Annotated in this window: 9 protein-coding genes; 5 read left to right on the top strand and 4 right to left on the bottom strand. The window is 53.1% G+C overall.

The annotated features are described in order from the left end of the window. Positions 1–34: 34 nt before the first annotated feature. Positions 35–1768 carry a DUF11 domain-containing protein gene (locus FYZ48_RS08080; protein ID WP_149339205.1) on the bottom strand — a complete coding sequence of 578 codons (1734 nt, stop codon included), beginning with the start codon at positions 1766–1768 and terminating at the stop codon, positions 35–37. A 308-nt stretch (positions 1769–2076) separates the two neighbouring features. On the opposite strand from FYZ48_RS08080, the gene FYZ48_RS08075 reads away from it, so the two are divergent. The 3 genes from FYZ48_RS08075 to FYZ48_RS08065 all read left to right on the top strand — a co-directional run bounded on the left by FYZ48_RS08075 (position 2077) and on the right by FYZ48_RS08065 (position 8096). After that, positions 2077–3048 carry an amidohydrolase family protein gene (locus tag FYZ48_RS08075; RefSeq protein WP_149339203.1) on the top strand — a complete coding sequence of 324 codons (972 nt, stop codon included), beginning with the start codon at positions 2077–2079 and terminating at the stop codon, positions 3046–3048. 906 nt (positions 3049–3954) lie between these two features. Next, complete coding sequence (locus tag FYZ48_RS08070) at positions 3955–7056, top strand: glycosyltransferase (protein ID WP_187781923.1); 3102 nt, start codon at positions 3955–3957, stop codon at positions 7054–7056. Positions 7057–7058: 2 nt separating this feature from the next. Further along, positions 7059–8096: a glycosyltransferase gene (locus FYZ48_RS08065; protein WP_149339199.1), complete on the top strand. Its 1038-nt coding sequence runs from the start codon at positions 7059–7061 to the stop codon at positions 8094–8096. A 48-nt stretch (positions 8097–8144) separates the two neighbouring features. On the opposite strand, the gene FYZ48_RS08060 is transcribed toward FYZ48_RS08065, so the two are convergent. Next, positions 8145–9503, bottom strand: a complete 1359-nt coding sequence (locus FYZ48_RS08060; protein WP_149339197.1) for a PHB depolymerase family esterase — start codon at positions 9501–9503, stop codon at positions 8145–8147. Positions 9504–9638: 135 nt separating this feature from the next. Then, positions 9639–10301, bottom strand: a complete 663-nt coding sequence (locus FYZ48_RS08055) for a class I SAM-dependent methyltransferase (protein WP_149339195.1) — start codon at positions 10299–10301, stop codon at positions 9639–9641. Positions 10302–10618: 317 nt separating this feature from the next. On the opposite strand from FYZ48_RS08055, the gene glgC reads away from it, so the two are divergent. Beyond that, positions 10619–11854, top strand: a complete 1236-nt coding sequence (glgC, locus tag FYZ48_RS08050; protein ID WP_149339193.1) for a glucose-1-phosphate adenylyltransferase — start codon at positions 10619–10621, stop codon at positions 11852–11854. A 523-nt stretch (positions 11855–12377) separates the two neighbouring features. Then, positions 12378–13799 carry an arylsulfatase gene (locus FYZ48_RS08045; protein WP_149339191.1) on the top strand — a complete coding sequence of 474 codons (1422 nt, stop codon included), beginning with the start codon at positions 12378–12380 and terminating at the stop codon, positions 13797–13799. A gap of 81 nt (positions 13800–13880) precedes the next feature. Here FYZ48_RS08045 and FYZ48_RS08040 read toward each other — a convergent pair whose 3' ends face one another. Beyond that, positions 13881–15770 carry a DUF1598 domain-containing protein gene (locus FYZ48_RS08040; protein WP_149339189.1) on the bottom strand — a complete coding sequence of 630 codons (1890 nt, stop codon included), beginning with the start codon at positions 15768–15770 and terminating at the stop codon, positions 13881–13883. Between the last annotated feature and the right edge of the window lie 225 nt (positions 15771–15995).

The raw sequence follows: 15995 nt of genomic DNA, 5'->3' as shown, positions 1-15995 counted from the left end.
CCGAAGTCGGGAGAGCCATTCAACTCTGCGTTGTTCAGGGGATCATCCAGGGAACAGGCAGATAATAGACAGGCGGCTGACAGGGGCAATTGGGAGCCGTTACAGGAGCCGGCTGTGCTGGCGTGGGAGTAGCTGGCTTCGCGGGAGCAGCCGGTTGCTGTGGTGCGGCTGGCTTGGCCTCTGGTTGAGGAGCAGGAGCACTGACTTCCTGCTGCAAAGCGGCTTCTTCCAGCGAGCGTCCCTGCAGGACGAGTACGGCCTGTGAGGTGACCTGTCCCGTTTTGACTGCTTTCACCCGGGCACGCAACCTTCGAGATTCATTTCCTGCCAGCTGATCAATTTTGAAAGTCAACTGACGTCCCTGGTCGTGCGTCAGACCTTCGGGTAGATCCAGATTCAGACTCACATCCAACTGGGACTGCTGTCCCTCATTTGTTACCACAAAGTCCATCGCGAACACTTCACCCGCGGTGACCGCTACGGGCCCCTTGACCTGTAGAGCCAGTTCGGGGGCGGTAATTTCGGTGGCCGAAGTCACATTCGAGGCCAGACGGATTGCGGAACTGGTCTGTACCTGACCTTCCTGATTCGGAAAGACTTTAACCTGCAGTTCCCGTTCTTCGCCGGCATCCAGTTGCGCCAGTTTCCAGGTGACCAGATTCTGATTGACCTCAGCCGACGGTGAAAGATCTACCAGACTCGCCGTCGGAGAAATCGTCTCTTCTACCTGCACATCATAAACGGGTGAGCTGCCTCCATTCTTAACCAGAATGGAATAAGTCAACAGTTTTTGAGAAGACCCTTCCTGAGGAGCCTGCTTACGGATTTCAATTTCGAGCTCTTCCTGTTGACGTGGTGCCGTCACGCGTGTGAGGTGATCCAGTCGGCTCCGTTCCTGTGGTTGCTCGCGTCCGACCTGCACATGTTCTCCTCCCGGAAAACGTTCGTGGTACAAGGTGGGACGAATGGCGGGCTCGGACTGTTGATCCGCCCGGACGAGATCGATGCGCTGCCAGCTACGATCAAACAGCAGCCGATCGCCTGGTTCCAGTTGTTGTGGATCCGCTATCGCCGTTGGGTTCGCTTCAACCAGAAATGGTTCGTCAATCGCAGGGTCGAGCATCTCGCGTTCGATGATCTGAATTCGTTGAACATTCATCGCCAGTTCAGGCGCCGCCGCTGGAGGCTCGGGAGGGATGTTGAAATCGGGCAGCGTAAATTCCGGCATTCTTTCCCGGGGTGCTGCGTGTTCTACCAGAGTGTTTGGCAATTCTCCAAAAGAGACCAGCAGCGGTTCACTCTCCATCAGTTCCACCGGCAAAGCGGCGTCCGGTTCGACTTCGAGACGTGTATCAATGGGCTCCGAGTCAAAGTCCTGGTAAGTGACCGTCGGTTCCAGAACAAAGGGAATTTCCGGTTCAGAAACTGCGGCCACCGGTTCTTTAGAAGGCGCAGGCATGGACAGAAAGAGCAGGGTGGTCAGAACCAATGCCACAACACCCAGGGCAGAGGCCACAGACCATTCCGGGTTGCTGTCGTATAATGACTTGGCTTTCTGCAGCCAGAGCGGTGCAAAGTCTTCAAACTTCAGGGAGAGGTCATATTCGTCGGCATCGTCGTCGATTTCCTGTGAATACCAGTCCGCTTCCTGGGCAGTCTCATCGGCGAGATCACTGTATTCCCCACTGTCGACCGCTTCCGTTTCCGCTTCAGACGTGAGTTCCTCACCCTGATTCCATTTCGAATTACGGTTTTCCGGCTGGGGCATCACAATCTCAGGTCCGTTGAATTTGCACGTTGCCAACCCTGGCAACAGGCTCCCATAAGATGCATAGTAAGATAGACAGTGCGTGAAAGTTAGCAAAACGAGCCCTCTATGGGAAGTGCGTTTCCTGATTCGGCCCTTCAGAGCGACTGTCTGTGAAAATAGATAAGTCAAGCCGGGCTCGTTGTTCAAACGTGAGCCTTGGAGATTCGCTCCTCCGCATGAATTCTGACTGGCCAGCGGTCCGAGTTCTGGTATGCTGTAAAGAACGGCGTACAGACATCCAGTTTCACAAGCCTCGAGGTACACCCATGCAATCCATGAATCGTCGTCACTTCCTGAAATCGGCTTCTGCAGGCATTGTCGCTGCTCAGACTGGTCTAAGCTGGGCTGCTGCGGAGAAATCACAGGAACTACTGCCTCAGAAGGTCGTCGATACCCACACCCACTTCTACGATCCCAGCCGTCCCGAGGGCGTTCCCTGGCCCCCAAAGAATTCATCGCTCTACCGGACCGTCCTTCCTGAAGACTTCGTGGCGCTGAAGAAGTACCAGCCGGTCAATGCGACGGTGGTCGTGGAGGCCAGTAAACTGGTCGAAGACAACCAGTGGATCCTCGATGTCGCGAAAGACAACCCGGTGATTATCGGCTTCGTCGGACGTCTGACTCCCGGCGATCCCCAGTTTCGTCAGCAACTGAAACGGTTTGCTAAAAACCCGATCTACAAAGGCATCCGCGTGAATCATAACCTGGTCGAACCAGGACTCTCCCAACCCCGCTTCATCGACGATCTGAAATTCATGGCCGACAAGGGCCTGCAGGTCGATCTCAACGGCGGCCCAGTGACTCTGGATGCAGCCCGCAAGGTCGCCCAACAGGTTCCCGACCTGCGAATCATTGTTGACCACATCGGCAACGTCGTGATCAAGGGGGACGAAATCGATCCCGACTGGCGGCGTTACATGGAAGCACTGGCCGATCAGAAGCAGGTCTTCATCAAGATCTCTGCCCTGGTGGAAGGTGCCTCGCGTCATCGTCCAAATGATGTCCCCTCAGATGTGGATTATTACCGTCCGACACTGGATGTCATCTGGAACCAGATTGGTGTCGACCGCATGATCTTCGGCAGTAACTGGCCCGTCTCCGAACGGGCCGCCGACTATGTAACGCTACAGAAAATACTGGTCGATTATCTGCAGGACAAAGGGCAGGCAGCCCTCGATAAAGTCTTCTGGCAGAACTCCAAAGTCGCCTATCGCTGGGATAAATATCCGGGGGAATGAAGTTAACTCAGGCGGATTTGCTGCTCTTGAAAACTTCAGGCTATCGCGATTGTTTAGATCGCTTATCTGCTGTCACAAACATGGATGCATGTCTTCAAAAATTCGTGCATTTCGTGGTAGTAAATAATTATCGCTCGTGCACTCAATTTTCAGCTGAACAGACTGATCTTGAACCCCCCTCACCGAATCGTATTGTTGTGCAATTGTGCTTCGCGCGCGAGGCGGATGATGCGTGCACTGGAATCTGTTGAACCGGTTCTTCAGCAGCACCTGAATCGCCGTCGATTTTTCCCGTTTTTCACTGGAACAACAGGCATACCTTCCAAATGTCTCCCTGATTTTCAAATCATTTCGCAGCATATTCGGAGCACTTCACCAGCACTTCGCAGGGATTCGAACTCACTTCATAGCAGTTCCCCTTGACTGATTCATGCGTCTGGCGAAGATCTGAGCGGCATCAATCGCTCACCAGTCAGATATCTGGGCAGAGAACTGAAATCCTTCCCGCAGGGCGCTTTTCTGGCAGGATACGTTCAACGCCGCGCTTGCTCGCAAAGTAAGCATCATATCAGATTTGAATGGGCCTGACGCAGCTGCAAACCGGTGAGTTCTATTCATAAATACATTAGTTTGGTAAAAGCATAAAAAAGGAAAGGGGTTACGAAACAGGATGCTGTTCAGTACAGGGCGAAATCCTGAGCTTCCTGAGATGGAACTGGACCCGGTATGTGGATGTATGTTTATGTTCGGGGCTTGGTGAATTGATCTTTTCTGAGAAGGCTTTCTGAGATATAAAACTGTACCATTTCGCGGCTTTCCCCTCACGGCTGTCAATGCTCTTTGTCCTACCGAGTTTCAGCTTCGTGTAACATGAAACGGATTCCAGTGTCTCCCCCAAAAAACTACTTGCGATTATTTAAACCCGGTCCGATCCCGGACGGCAAATCTCTTGATCTGAGCGTCATCATCCCCACTTACAATCGTGCAGAGCGATTGTCCCGATTACTGTCAGCCTGGCTGGAAGTCGATGCCTTCACCAGTGTCAGCTACGAACTGATCTTCTCCGACGATGGTTCTGAGGATCAGACACGCGCCATCCTGAAATCGTACCAGCAGCAGTTGCCCATTCAGATTCTCGAAAATCAGCATGCCGGCCCTGCCAGCGCCCGTAACAGCGGGATCGCCGCTGCCCGGGGGCAGCGACTTTTATTTCTGGGCGACGATATTTATCCCGCAGCCAACCTGCTGGATGTGCACGACAGTCTCGGGCGTCGACTCGGAAAGCAGGTCGCGATTTTAGGGAAAGTCGACTGGCATCCCGAACAGGAACAGAACCACCTGATCAGGCATATCACAGAAATCGGGCACGAGCAGTTCAGTTATAGCGTGCTGCCGGAAAACAGTTATACTGATTTCAGGCACTTCTATACCTGCAATGTCAGTGTTTCCAGAGAGATGCTGGCCACAGAAAACATTAAGTTTGATACCCGCTTTTACAAAGTCAATTTCGAAGACATCGAACTTGCCTATCGGCTCTCAAAACGCGGAATGAAAATCTATTATGCACCGTCTGCCTGCGCCCTGCATTTTCATGAGTACGATGTCCGGCGTTTCTCCCGGCGACAGGAAACAGCTGGAGAAATGGCCCGGGTCTTTGTCGAACTGCATCCGGAAATCGACGACCTTTTACGGGTTTCAGAATTGATCTGTCAATATCATGATTTCCAGCAGACAGCTTTCTCGGACCCACTGCCTCGACCGCAACTACCCGATGTGCTCAGCAAGTGTGAACAATTCGAAGCAGACCTGAAGATGAATCCGGAAGATGCACACAAGCGGAAACTGCTCTCGATTTTGTATTCCCAGCTATTCAAACTGAAATTTTCTGCGGGCGTCCTGTCTGGTGACAACTTTTCCGACCGGTCCCGCGTCGAACAGTTTCTCTACGATCGTTACTTTGGACGCGATTATTGTAACCAGCTTTGTGGACTGACGATTTCAACTGAATATGATACGCGTGAACGGAACTGGTTTCATCTGTTGCAGTCGTATTTCCGTCTGTTGCATTATCGGCTGATTCCGTTCAGTCTGGGGGAATTGGGAGAGCTGATCAGCGATTCCGTGCGGCAGGAATCCGGAGAATTGCTGGCACAGCCGGACTTGAAGCAACTGGCACTGAATCAGACGCGAGAATACCTCAGACAATTTTCTCTCCTGCGCAGGACTTATCAACGGATCCGCCGACTGTCGCTACGACGAATTCGATTGAAAATCCGTCTGGCTCAACCGACGGATCATGAATTCCCCAGAGTCGCAATCATTTCCGCTGTGATGGTCGATCCGGAAGTCAGACAGGAATTTTTTCAGGAACTGGGACGTTCCGTGCTGTTCGTCACTCAGACTGAACGCGGCTTTGAATTTGAAGCAGATCACCTCACAGGAGTCACGGAAGATTTACGCTCGCTTGAATTTGACTATGCCTTACAGATACGTGACCAGTTTGACCTGCCCCGATTATTTCAATTCAAAAATGCACTGCTCTCGCTGGCCAGCTACTGGTATGAGTATCTGCTGATTTCCTGGTCCTATCAGTGGGAACCGGTGGTGGGGATCAGGAATCTGCCGGCTCAGTTGTTTCTGAAGCGAAAATTCTTTTTCGCGGACAGGAATGCCACACTCCGGATGGGACGCATTATCAGGCTCCAGCCTGCTCCACCAGAGGTACGGGAAGTCAGCCTGCAGAAGCTCTTTCCTGTCACATCTGCTGAGTCAAAGATACTTAAAGCCCCGCTCACATTGCAGCCTTCACGGGTATTGGCCGCTAAGTTATCCAAACAGCTCTGTCTGAACAACCTGGCAAAAACCAGGAATAAAAAGATCGTCTTTGTTTTTCCTGTCTATCTGGCGGTGGGGGGCGCGGAACGGAATCTGATTGTGATCATGAAAGCACTCCAGTCTGAATATCATTTCGTGGTGATTACGACGGAAAAGCACTCCCTATGCCAGGGCAGTCTGCATCATCAGGTGCAGGAATTGACCAGTGATATCTACGACCTCGCCGAAATTGCTGCCCCCGAAGATTTCCTGAATCTCCTGCAGGTGCTGCAACAGAGTTGCCGTCCCGAATTGTTGTTGCTCACCAATGGTTCTCCCTGGTTGCTGGCACACAGTCAACAGATTCGAAAGCTGTTTGCAGACATCCCGATTATCGATCATCAGGTTTATGATCAACAGGCGGGGTGGATTCAACATTATACAGACCCCGGGATTCAGAGCTTCGACCGCTTCGTGGCCATCAATCGGAAAATTGAAACCGTGATGGAAACGGACCAGGGTATTCCCCGGGATCGCATCAGTCAGATTTATCATGCCCTGGATTCCGATCGGATCCGCCAGTTTTCGCAATCGGAGCATAACGCGCAACAGGTCTGCCATCAGCACGGACTTTCTGCTGATGCAGACTACTTTATCTTTCTGGCTCGCCTCGCTCCTCAGAAAAGGCCGCTGCTGTTCCTGGAAATGCTGAAACTGCTTCAGGAGAGAGGCAGTTCAACCTGCTTCCTGATGGTGGGCAACGGGGAACTGCAGGAGCAGGTTGACGCATCAATTCGTTCCGCGGGTCTCCGAAACCTGGTTCGCATTCCCTTTGTGGAAAACCCGCTGGAACTGATCGCGATTTCCCGGGGTATGATCTTTACCTCCGCCTATGAGGGACTGCCGGTCGCCATGCTGGAAGCACTCAGTCTGGGAGTGCCTGTATTATCGACCAATGTGGGAGATGTGGGCCACATTTTGGAAGAGTATTCAGCCGGAATGACAATCCCCGTGGATAGCAGTGCTACAGATCTGGTGCAGTATTTCCTGCAGTTTCAGGAGAAACGGGAACAGTACGTGAAGAACCTGAAGTCAGGCAGAAATAAGATTCTCGACCGCTTCAGTGTCGAGAATATCTCTGCACAGTATGACGGTCTGTTCCGTGAGGCCATCCAGTTCAAGAAGGCAGCGTAATAATGGTAATGGATAACCTGGTGTCAGTCGTGATTCCCAGTTTCAATCACGAGCAGTATATCGGATCAGCCATTTTATCTGTACTGAATCAGACCTGTCAGAATCTGGAACTGATCGTCATTGATGATGGATCACATGATCGCAGTCTGGAAGTGATCCGACAGTTTCAGGATCCGCGTCTGCAGCTGATTTCCCAGGAGAATGCTGGTGCGCACGCTGCCATAAATCGTGGACTGAAGCAGGCCCGGGGGGACTTTCTGACAGTCCTCAATTCCGATGATCTTTACGAACCCGAGCGGCTGGAAGTCTGCCTTCAGCGATTCCGTGATAATCCGAACCTGGGGCTGGTCGCCTCCTGGATCAACGTTATCGATGAACAGAGCAATCTGCTTAAGGTAAAACGGGGTTGGGAAAATATGCCCCCCTGGGACCTGGGATCTCCCGCACACACGTTTCAGCGGACCGGCAACTTCAGTTTGAATCTCCTGGCAAGTAACTTTGTCGCCACTACCAGTAACATGGTGTGGAAACGGTCGGTATACGAAAATGTCGGTGGTATGCGGGATCTGCGATTTGTGCATGACTGGGATTATCTGCTGCGGGTCGCAGGGCAGTTCCCCTGTGAGCTGATTGAACAGCCTCTGATGAGTTACCGTATCCATCAAACGAATACAATCCGATCCAATTACGACGGGATGATGTTCGAAATCTGCTGGGTGATTGCCGTCAATCTGGGCCAGTTACTGGGAACTCAGCTGTTTCAGGATGCAGATGCGGCTGCACAGGCCAGGGATCTGGACCTGGTGTATGAGTCGATAAATTTCCAGGGTAATGAGAAGCTGGTCTGGTTGATGCAGAGCTACCTGGCCCACCTGTCTCGTCAGGGACATCCCCATCCCGAGGAAGAACTAATTCAGAACCGGGAACTTCGCGAGTATTTGATCTCTAAGGTGGCGAAACCGCAAACAACGCCGGCACGCCCTCATTTTCTGCGCCAGCTCAGGTCACAGGTACAGAAAATCAGACAATGGATCTTTTAAGTGACAGGGCGCTGATTACTCAGCCGCTCCAACTGATAGCTGTTACGCTTACTCGGATTTCAGCCCCGCCGTGTTGACGGAGATCACCTCATACTGATGCGCCTGCCCCGGTTCAGCGGTTTTATCCACGAACTGAAACTTCAGTAGCGGCAGTACGGGAGTATCGCCGTAGCTCATGTTCTGAAACAGCGGGCGACCGAAGCGATTGGTTGGTTTTTCGGGAACCTGTCCGATGGTCTTTCCATCGCGTTGAACCAGAAATTGTTGCAGACCGCTTTCAAAATCCATACCCGCGTTCCAGGTGATCGTGCCGGTCTTCGCGTTGACTTTGACGTTGGTCGGTGCCGGCGGGGGTGTCTGATCTCCGACAGCACCGGTTTTCACAAAGTCGAGCCAGGCCAGCGCGACGGTTTGATTGGGCAGCCAGACCGCAGTTGCTTTATCGCCGGAATATTGATCAAAGGGAACCGGCGTCTCTTGGCTGTTCAACGGTGCCAGCCAGCCTTGTTCTACATTCACTTTTTTCAACGGCGATCCCACCTGGTCCGGAAGCCGCAGCTTGAGGCAGGCGTCGAAGAAGGGGATTGCCAGGTAGCGAGAGTCCCCGGTTTCGTGTCCCGTCTGGGGATCCGGGGCAAAGCCGATGGGAGCCCCTTTGGCACGATAGGCTTTGAACATCGCCAGGCTGCCATCCCAGGCGCGGCGGAACCGTTCGTGACCTTTCTCTTTGAACCCCGGGTTAGCCATCATTGGAATCTGCATCGCTGCTGCGGGAATCGTGGGAGCTTCAATCTCACCCTTCGTCCAGTATCCAAAGGCGGTACCAGACTGGAACCAGATCGCGACAATCCGTTCGGGATACTGCATCTGCATCAGGCTCGACCAGAATCCGCCCCCCGAATGGCCCCAGAGACACCAGGGAGCCGTCGCAACTTCGGGATGACCGGAAAGCTCCGCCAGCTTCTTAAGTGAGTCGGTGAAGACCTGGCTGGACCCGTTTCGCGGATCACACCACAGGCGGCAGTTCTGCGCCTGTACCTGGTGGAAGCTTGGTCCCAACAGGGCACACCCGTTGCGGCGGGCCAGTTCCTGCCAGTGCAGGTCATGAGCCGCGGTGACACTCCCCTTGCAGGACCCTTCACCACAGCCGTGCTGATGTACGATGATCCCGCGGACCTGCTTGAGTCCCTCGGGAATCCAGAGCGTGTACGTCACGCCGATCTGCAGCTGTCCTTCTGCGGGATTCTCTGGTTGCTCGTACGTGGTCGAATAATAGGGCCGATGGTAGGACGCCTCGACCCGCGGTAATTCCAGTGGACCCTGTTTCTCTTCAGCGAGCACAGGTAGAACCGAGCTGACGACAAAACAGAAGAGGGCAAATGCCGAAGTGTAAGCGCGTGATTTCATGTTGAGGTTCCAGTCTGCAAGGCGTGAATGTAACTTCCGGGCGGGTCGTATTGGGTTAGACTGATATCTTACGAAATACGTACCCGCCTCGCCAGCAAAAACACCCTGCAGCGGGAACGGCCCGACCCCGCTCAATCAGGCTGGGGAAACGCCAACCAGTGCTGCGACCGGCATGGTCCAGATTTCAAGGTTGTTTTCATCCTTGATTTCGAAGCCGGCCTCTTTCAGAAAGCCGACGGCGTTAATCGGCTGGCAGTCCACGATGTGCGGGAAGTGCTGGTGCATCCATTTGTAGGTCTTCTCGAGGAAACTGTCTTTTTCCCCTTCCTGAGTGAGAGCCATTGAGACCACTCCCAGACGTCCTCCCGGTTTCAGGACCCGGCGGATTTCTTTCAGCACCTCCGGAATGGTTTCCAGCGGGAACAGTTCCAAGGTAAAGCTCATGCTGACTGCATCGAAGGTGTTGTCATCGAAAGGCAGCGGAGGTGTATTGGCGACCGACAGTTTAACCCGATCAGCCAGACCTGCCTCGGCCACGCGTTTTTCCGAGACTTTCTGCATGCCATCGGAAATATCTACCCCGCAAACCTGGCCACTCTCTCCCACTGCTTCTGCCAAAGCGACCAGCGAATGGCCGGTGCCGTACCCGATTTCGAGTACTGTCTCTCCCTCAGAAACAGCCAGGGCTGCCAACCCTTTTTCACGCGCCACGTGCTCGTTGGAATCGGCGAGCGCGTCATAAGAATGGCTGATGCGATCGTAGAAGGACTTGGTGAGTTTTTCGTCAGTGGTGCTCATGGATGCATTCTCCGCAATCTGGAAGGTGAGAGTCGAACACGCGAAATTATAAATCGATCGATTCCGGGAGAGAAGCCGCAAGCGTGAGATCTGTCTGAAGTTCATTAAGTTACAGTTCTGAAATGTCAGACGCGTCAACTTGACACTCTGACAATGCGAAACTTCCTGAAGAAAATTGAACTTCTGCAAAACAGAGTTTTTTAGAATTCCTTTCGTGTGCAGAGGATGATACAACATAGGCTGAGTCATCATCAGAATCATTTAATGGAGCGAGGGAGCCTTCGCTTACCCTTGTTCCATATTCAGGAGGAATAGCTATGCGGAATGTCCTGGCATTGATACTGGCAGGAGGCAAGGGATCGCGTCTTGAGCCTCTCACCCGGGATCGGGCGAAACCTGCGGTACCGTTTGGAGGCGGTTACCGGATTATCGATTTTACCCTTTCCAACTGTATCAACAGTGGACTGCGGCGGGTTCTGATTCTGACCCAGTACAAGGCAGCCAGTCTCGACCGTCATATTAACCTGGGCTGGCGATTCCTCTGCCGGGAGCTCAATGAGTTCATCGATGTCCTGCCTCCCCAGCAGCGAATTGACGAACAGTGGTACCAGGGAACCGCTGACGCCGTCTATCAGAATATCTATACCATCGAACGCGCCCGCTCCGATTACATTCTGATTCTCTCCGGCGATCACATTTATAAAATGGATTACTCAAAACTGATCAATGATCACCGTGAATCAGGGGCCGAAGTCACTATCGGGTGTATTCCCGTGGACCGCATCGAAGCAACCCAGTTCGGCGTCATGGGAGTCGACGATGACATGCGGGTCGTCAAGTTCGAAGAAAAACCCGCTTCCCCCGCCCCGATGCCGACGCACCCGGATAAGAGTCTGGCTTCGATGGGGATTTATGTCTTCAACACCAATTTCCTGTTTGAACGCCTCTGCTACGATGCTACTCAGCTCGACAGCGCGCACGATTTTGGTAAGAACATCATTCCCTCGATCATTGATGACCACCTGATCCGTGCCTATCCCTTCCAGGATAAGAACACCGGCGACGGCTATTACTGGCGGGACGTAGGAACCATTGACGCTTACTATGAAGCCAATATGGACCTGGTCTCCGTGCATCCGCAGCTGAACCTCTACGATAACACCTGGCCGATTCGCTCGTACCAGGCACCCGATCCACCACCGAAGTTCGTCTTCGCCCAGAGCGAAGGTTCCAAGCCCCGCGTCGGGCAGGCGGTCGACAGTATGGTCTGTCCGGGGTCGATCATTTCCGGTGGCCGCGTGAGCCAGTCCATCATTTCCTCGAATGTCCGCGTCAACAGCTGGGCCGAGGTCGATAATTCGATTCTCTTCTCCGGCGTGAACGTCGGGCGACATGCCAAGATCCGGAATGCGATCATCGATAAAGGGGTTTCGATCCCCAAAGGCTGCGAGATCGGCTATGACCTCGAGCAGGATAAAAAACGGGGTTTTACTGTCTCTGAATCCGGGATCGTCGTGATCGGCAAGATGGATGGTTTCCCTGAAGAGGGTTGAAACTGATCCAGAACGCATGCAAAAACAAAGGCCCGTCTCGTGAGTTCCTCAACGAGACGGGCCTTTGCGCATAAAAATTCCCGGAAGCAGTAGCCCAGGGGGGGAAGGACATGCACCACTTCCGGGAGGCGATTGTTCGCCTTAAATTTTCATCCTGTTATTCACGGTCTGGCAGGTATCAGTCTGGAGTGACTTCAAAAAAGATCGATGCCTCAGCGTCCGTGCCTCGGGCATTCGATCTTTCCGTTGAGTGAATGAAATCACTCAACGAACACCGGTATTTGCTTGAAGGTTGAAACAGAGAATGATAACTGTCATTCTGAGGTGTGATGGTAACAGGAATTGTCTTCTTGAAATTGTTTTCATTAACTTGAACGTTAATGGTGCGGGGAGAATAGAAGTTCCCCCGGAATCGGTCAAGACCAATTCAAAGCGTTTTTTCAATTTGAGTTTTCAAAACATTTAACACATGTAAATCTTTCAAAAACAAACCAAATCCACACATTCGAAAGGGAATGGCATAATGCTTCGACGTTGTTTAGTACTGCTGACAGTTTTGAGCTGTCTGAATCTGTTTCTGACCACGGTCACCCGCGCCGCTGATCAGCAGAAACCGAATATCATTTTCATCATGGCAGACGATCTGGGGTATGCGGAAGTCGGCTGTTACGGCCAGACGAAAATCAAAACGCCGCACATTGATCAGCTGGCAGCAGACGGGATGAAGTTCACCCAGGCTTACGCGGGCAGCATGGTCTGCCAGCCTTCACGCAGTGTGCTGATGACCGGTCAGCATACCGGGCATACCGCGGTTCGCGCCAATGATCTGAATCAGCTGCTCTACGAAGAAGACAAAACCGTCGCCGAAGTGCTGAAATCAGCCGGCTACGCCACAGGCTGTTTCGGCAAATGGGGACTGGGCTATGAAGGCACCCCCGGCCGACCGACACAGCAGGGCTTCGATCAGTTTACCGGTCAGCTCCTGCAGGTGCATGCTCACTTTTACTATCCTTACTGGATCTGGCGGAATGACGACAAGGTCATGCTGCCCGAGAACGAAAACGGCGGGCGGGGTACCTACATCCATGACCTGATTCACGACGACGCCAAGTCATTCATCCGCAAAAACAAGGATCAGCCCTTCTTCGCTTACCTGCCTTACATCCTGCCTCACGTGGAACTGGTGGTGCCCGAGGAATCCGAACGCCCCTACAAGGGAAAATTCCCCAGGCAGGATATTCAGGATCCACGCCCTGGTTACATCGGTTCTGAAGATGGCCTGACCACCTTCGCCGGCATGGTCTCTCGACTCGATGATCATGTGGGCGACATTGTCACGCTGCTGGAGCAACTGGGCATCCGCGATAATACACTGCTGATTTTCACCTCAGACAACGGAGGGCAGGGGGGCAACTGGAAGGAGATGACCGATTTCTTCCACGGTAATGCGCCCCTCAAGGGACACAAGGGAACCATGTATGAAGGCGGCCTGCGGGTGCCTTTCATTGCCAGCTGGCCCGGTAAGATTGCCCCGGGGACCACTTCCGATCTGCAGATCGGTTTCTGGGATATCCTGCCGACGTTCGCGCAGGTCGCAGGCACCAATGTTCCCGACGGAGTCGATATCGACGGCATCTCTTTTGTGCCGACCCTGCTCGGGAAGGGAACTCAGAAAAAGCATGATTACCTTTACTGGGAATACACCAAAGGCCAGATTCGTTCCCGGGCACTGCGGATGGGAGACTGGAAAGCAGTTCAGAACCGGATGAACCGGCCGATTGAACTCTACAATCTGAAACAGGATGTCGGCGAGACGAAGGACCTCGCCAGTCAGAATCCGGAGCAGGTCAAACAGATGACCGAAGCCATGCAACAGGCTCACACGGCACCCCGTGATTTCCCGCAGACCCTCAAGCCGGTCGGCATTAAGGGATACGTGAAATAAAGAGTTGAGTACCAGGCAAAAGAAAAACCGCGGTCTGTTTCCAGACCGCGGTTTTTTTATTTCAACTATGATAGTCCGGGCTTAGTTAGCCAGATCCCACCACCAGCGACCGACGGGCAGAGCCGGGGCCTGTGATTTGGTGGAGACGGCTCCCACTTCGGGAGAGACCTTCAGGTTGTTCTGGTTCTTGACGACCGATGCCGTATCGACGCGAACACCGCCGGCTACCTGAACCACAACGTCTTTGCCGTTGTAGACCCGGTGATTGACGACCGTCTCGACTGTGTGAGCAGGTTTGTACTCAGCGGGACGATACATGCCGTTCGCAGCGAAGGCATTCATTTCCCAACCGGCACGGTCAGCCAGCTGCTCGTTCTGCATCAGGGCAGCGACCAGGGCCAGATCGAAAATGTTCTGCAGGTCGGCGTAAACCAGATCTTTCTGGGCCAGTTCCTGATAATGTTTTGTGAAGTTCGCAGCGAATTCGCGGTTCAGCTTTTCGGCCTGACCGGTCTGCAGACGCTGACCTTCTTTGGTCACGATCTGGTTTTCAGACTGACAGAGAACTGAAGAGCCAACCAGCTCGAAGGCGGTCCGCTGTGGGTTGTGCAGTACGGAATCGTACTTCATGGTCAACCACCAGCGAAGTGCTTCCAGCTTCTGAGCCGACTGTGAGTTTTCTTTGGCCAGCAGATCGAAGTAGCTGGGGATGTTCGCACCAGCGTCCAGTTTGCCGATCCCGATCATTTTCATCCGGTAGTCGGCTTCGATCAGAACACGAGCCACACGGGAAGTGTCAGGCACACCGTACTGGGTGATGTCCTGGACGCCCAGTTTGTCTTTCAGCTGACGGGTCCAGTTCCGAACACCGCCACCAGCGTGCAGCGGTCCACGGGCATTAGACTGAGCGACGAATTCTTTCACACGGGCCAGTCCTTCAGGACGGGGATCGAAAGAACAGCCGAAGATTTTTTCACCCTGATCAGAGAAGGTCCGTAATACGGTGACGAGGTCGTCCAGCTGCAGCACGGGGCGTCCGCTTTCAACACCCACTGCCTGGCCCTGCTCGTTGTAGATCCAGGCTTCAGCCGGACCGGCGATCACGACTTCGTTCTCTTCCGGGTAAACAAAGATGTATTGAACTTTGGTCAGACCGGCGAGCATTTTCATGGTTTCGACCGGTGAACGACCTTCTTCGATTAACTGCTCTACCTGCTGTTCCAAACGTGTCAGTGAAACCAGACGCAGCTGGCTGTTCTGAGCGACGTTCTGATTCAGGTTAGCCTGACGGGCTTTGATGCCCAGAGCTGCCAGCTGTCCGTTGCGTTCCTGCTGGCTGATCTGATGCAGCAGTCCGTTAGGATCGACTTTGACCCCACTGGAAAACTGACTGATTTCCCCGTCACCTTCCCCGGTGTCTGACCAGAGACCAGAAGTCTGTGTCTGAATCAGCTGAATCAGTTCGGTGAAGTCGGCCAGCTGAGAACCCCCGGCCAGTGACATGGCCTGGGCCCGTTCGCTCATTGCTTGAGAGCGGGCTTCAGCCAGCGGGATCCGGTTGATCGTTCCCAGGGCAGCAACAAAGTCGCCGGAATCCATCTGGGCTTTGACAACCATCTTCAGCAGCATGGTGCGTTCATTCAGGTCAGCGACGGTCTCTGCGGTTTCAATCGCCTGACCAAATTCGCCGGCAGCCAGTTGAGCGGCGACCATTTCTTCAGGAGTGACTCGCGGAGTTTCCTGAACCGGTTCAGGAGTTTGTTCCGGCACAACCACAACTTCTTCCTGTTGTTCTTCCATGACCAGTGGGGTTTCTGCAGGAGTCTGAATTTGCTCCTCCACTTTTTCCACGGTAACTTGAGGCTGGCGGTTCACCAGATAAAACGTGACTGCCAGTACGATTGATAAACAGGCGATGGTTGCCAGAACTGAAACAACACTGGAGCCGACTCGAGGGTTTTTAGGGCGCATGGACGCTCTCCGATTGGCACTGATATTTGACGGTTCGATTTGCAGGCCGTGTGTACACGTTCTGCAAGATAGGGGATCTAAGTACTTTATGATCTAGGATCGTCCAACTTTGGCCCAACGTCAAGCGTAATCTCAAATTTCTTCTTCTTCCTGTTTCAGCTGAACGCTGACATCGAAAGAACAGTTACAGGTAGTAGAATAGAAACACTTCGTTCAAAATTGTTG

Source organism: Gimesia chilikensis, assembly GCF_008329715.1.
GTDB lineage: Bacteria > Planctomycetota > Planctomycetia > Planctomycetales > Planctomycetaceae > Gimesia > Gimesia chilikensis.
Note: the sequence above shows the minus strand (reverse complement) of the source record. Positions and strands in the feature narration are given on the sequence as shown.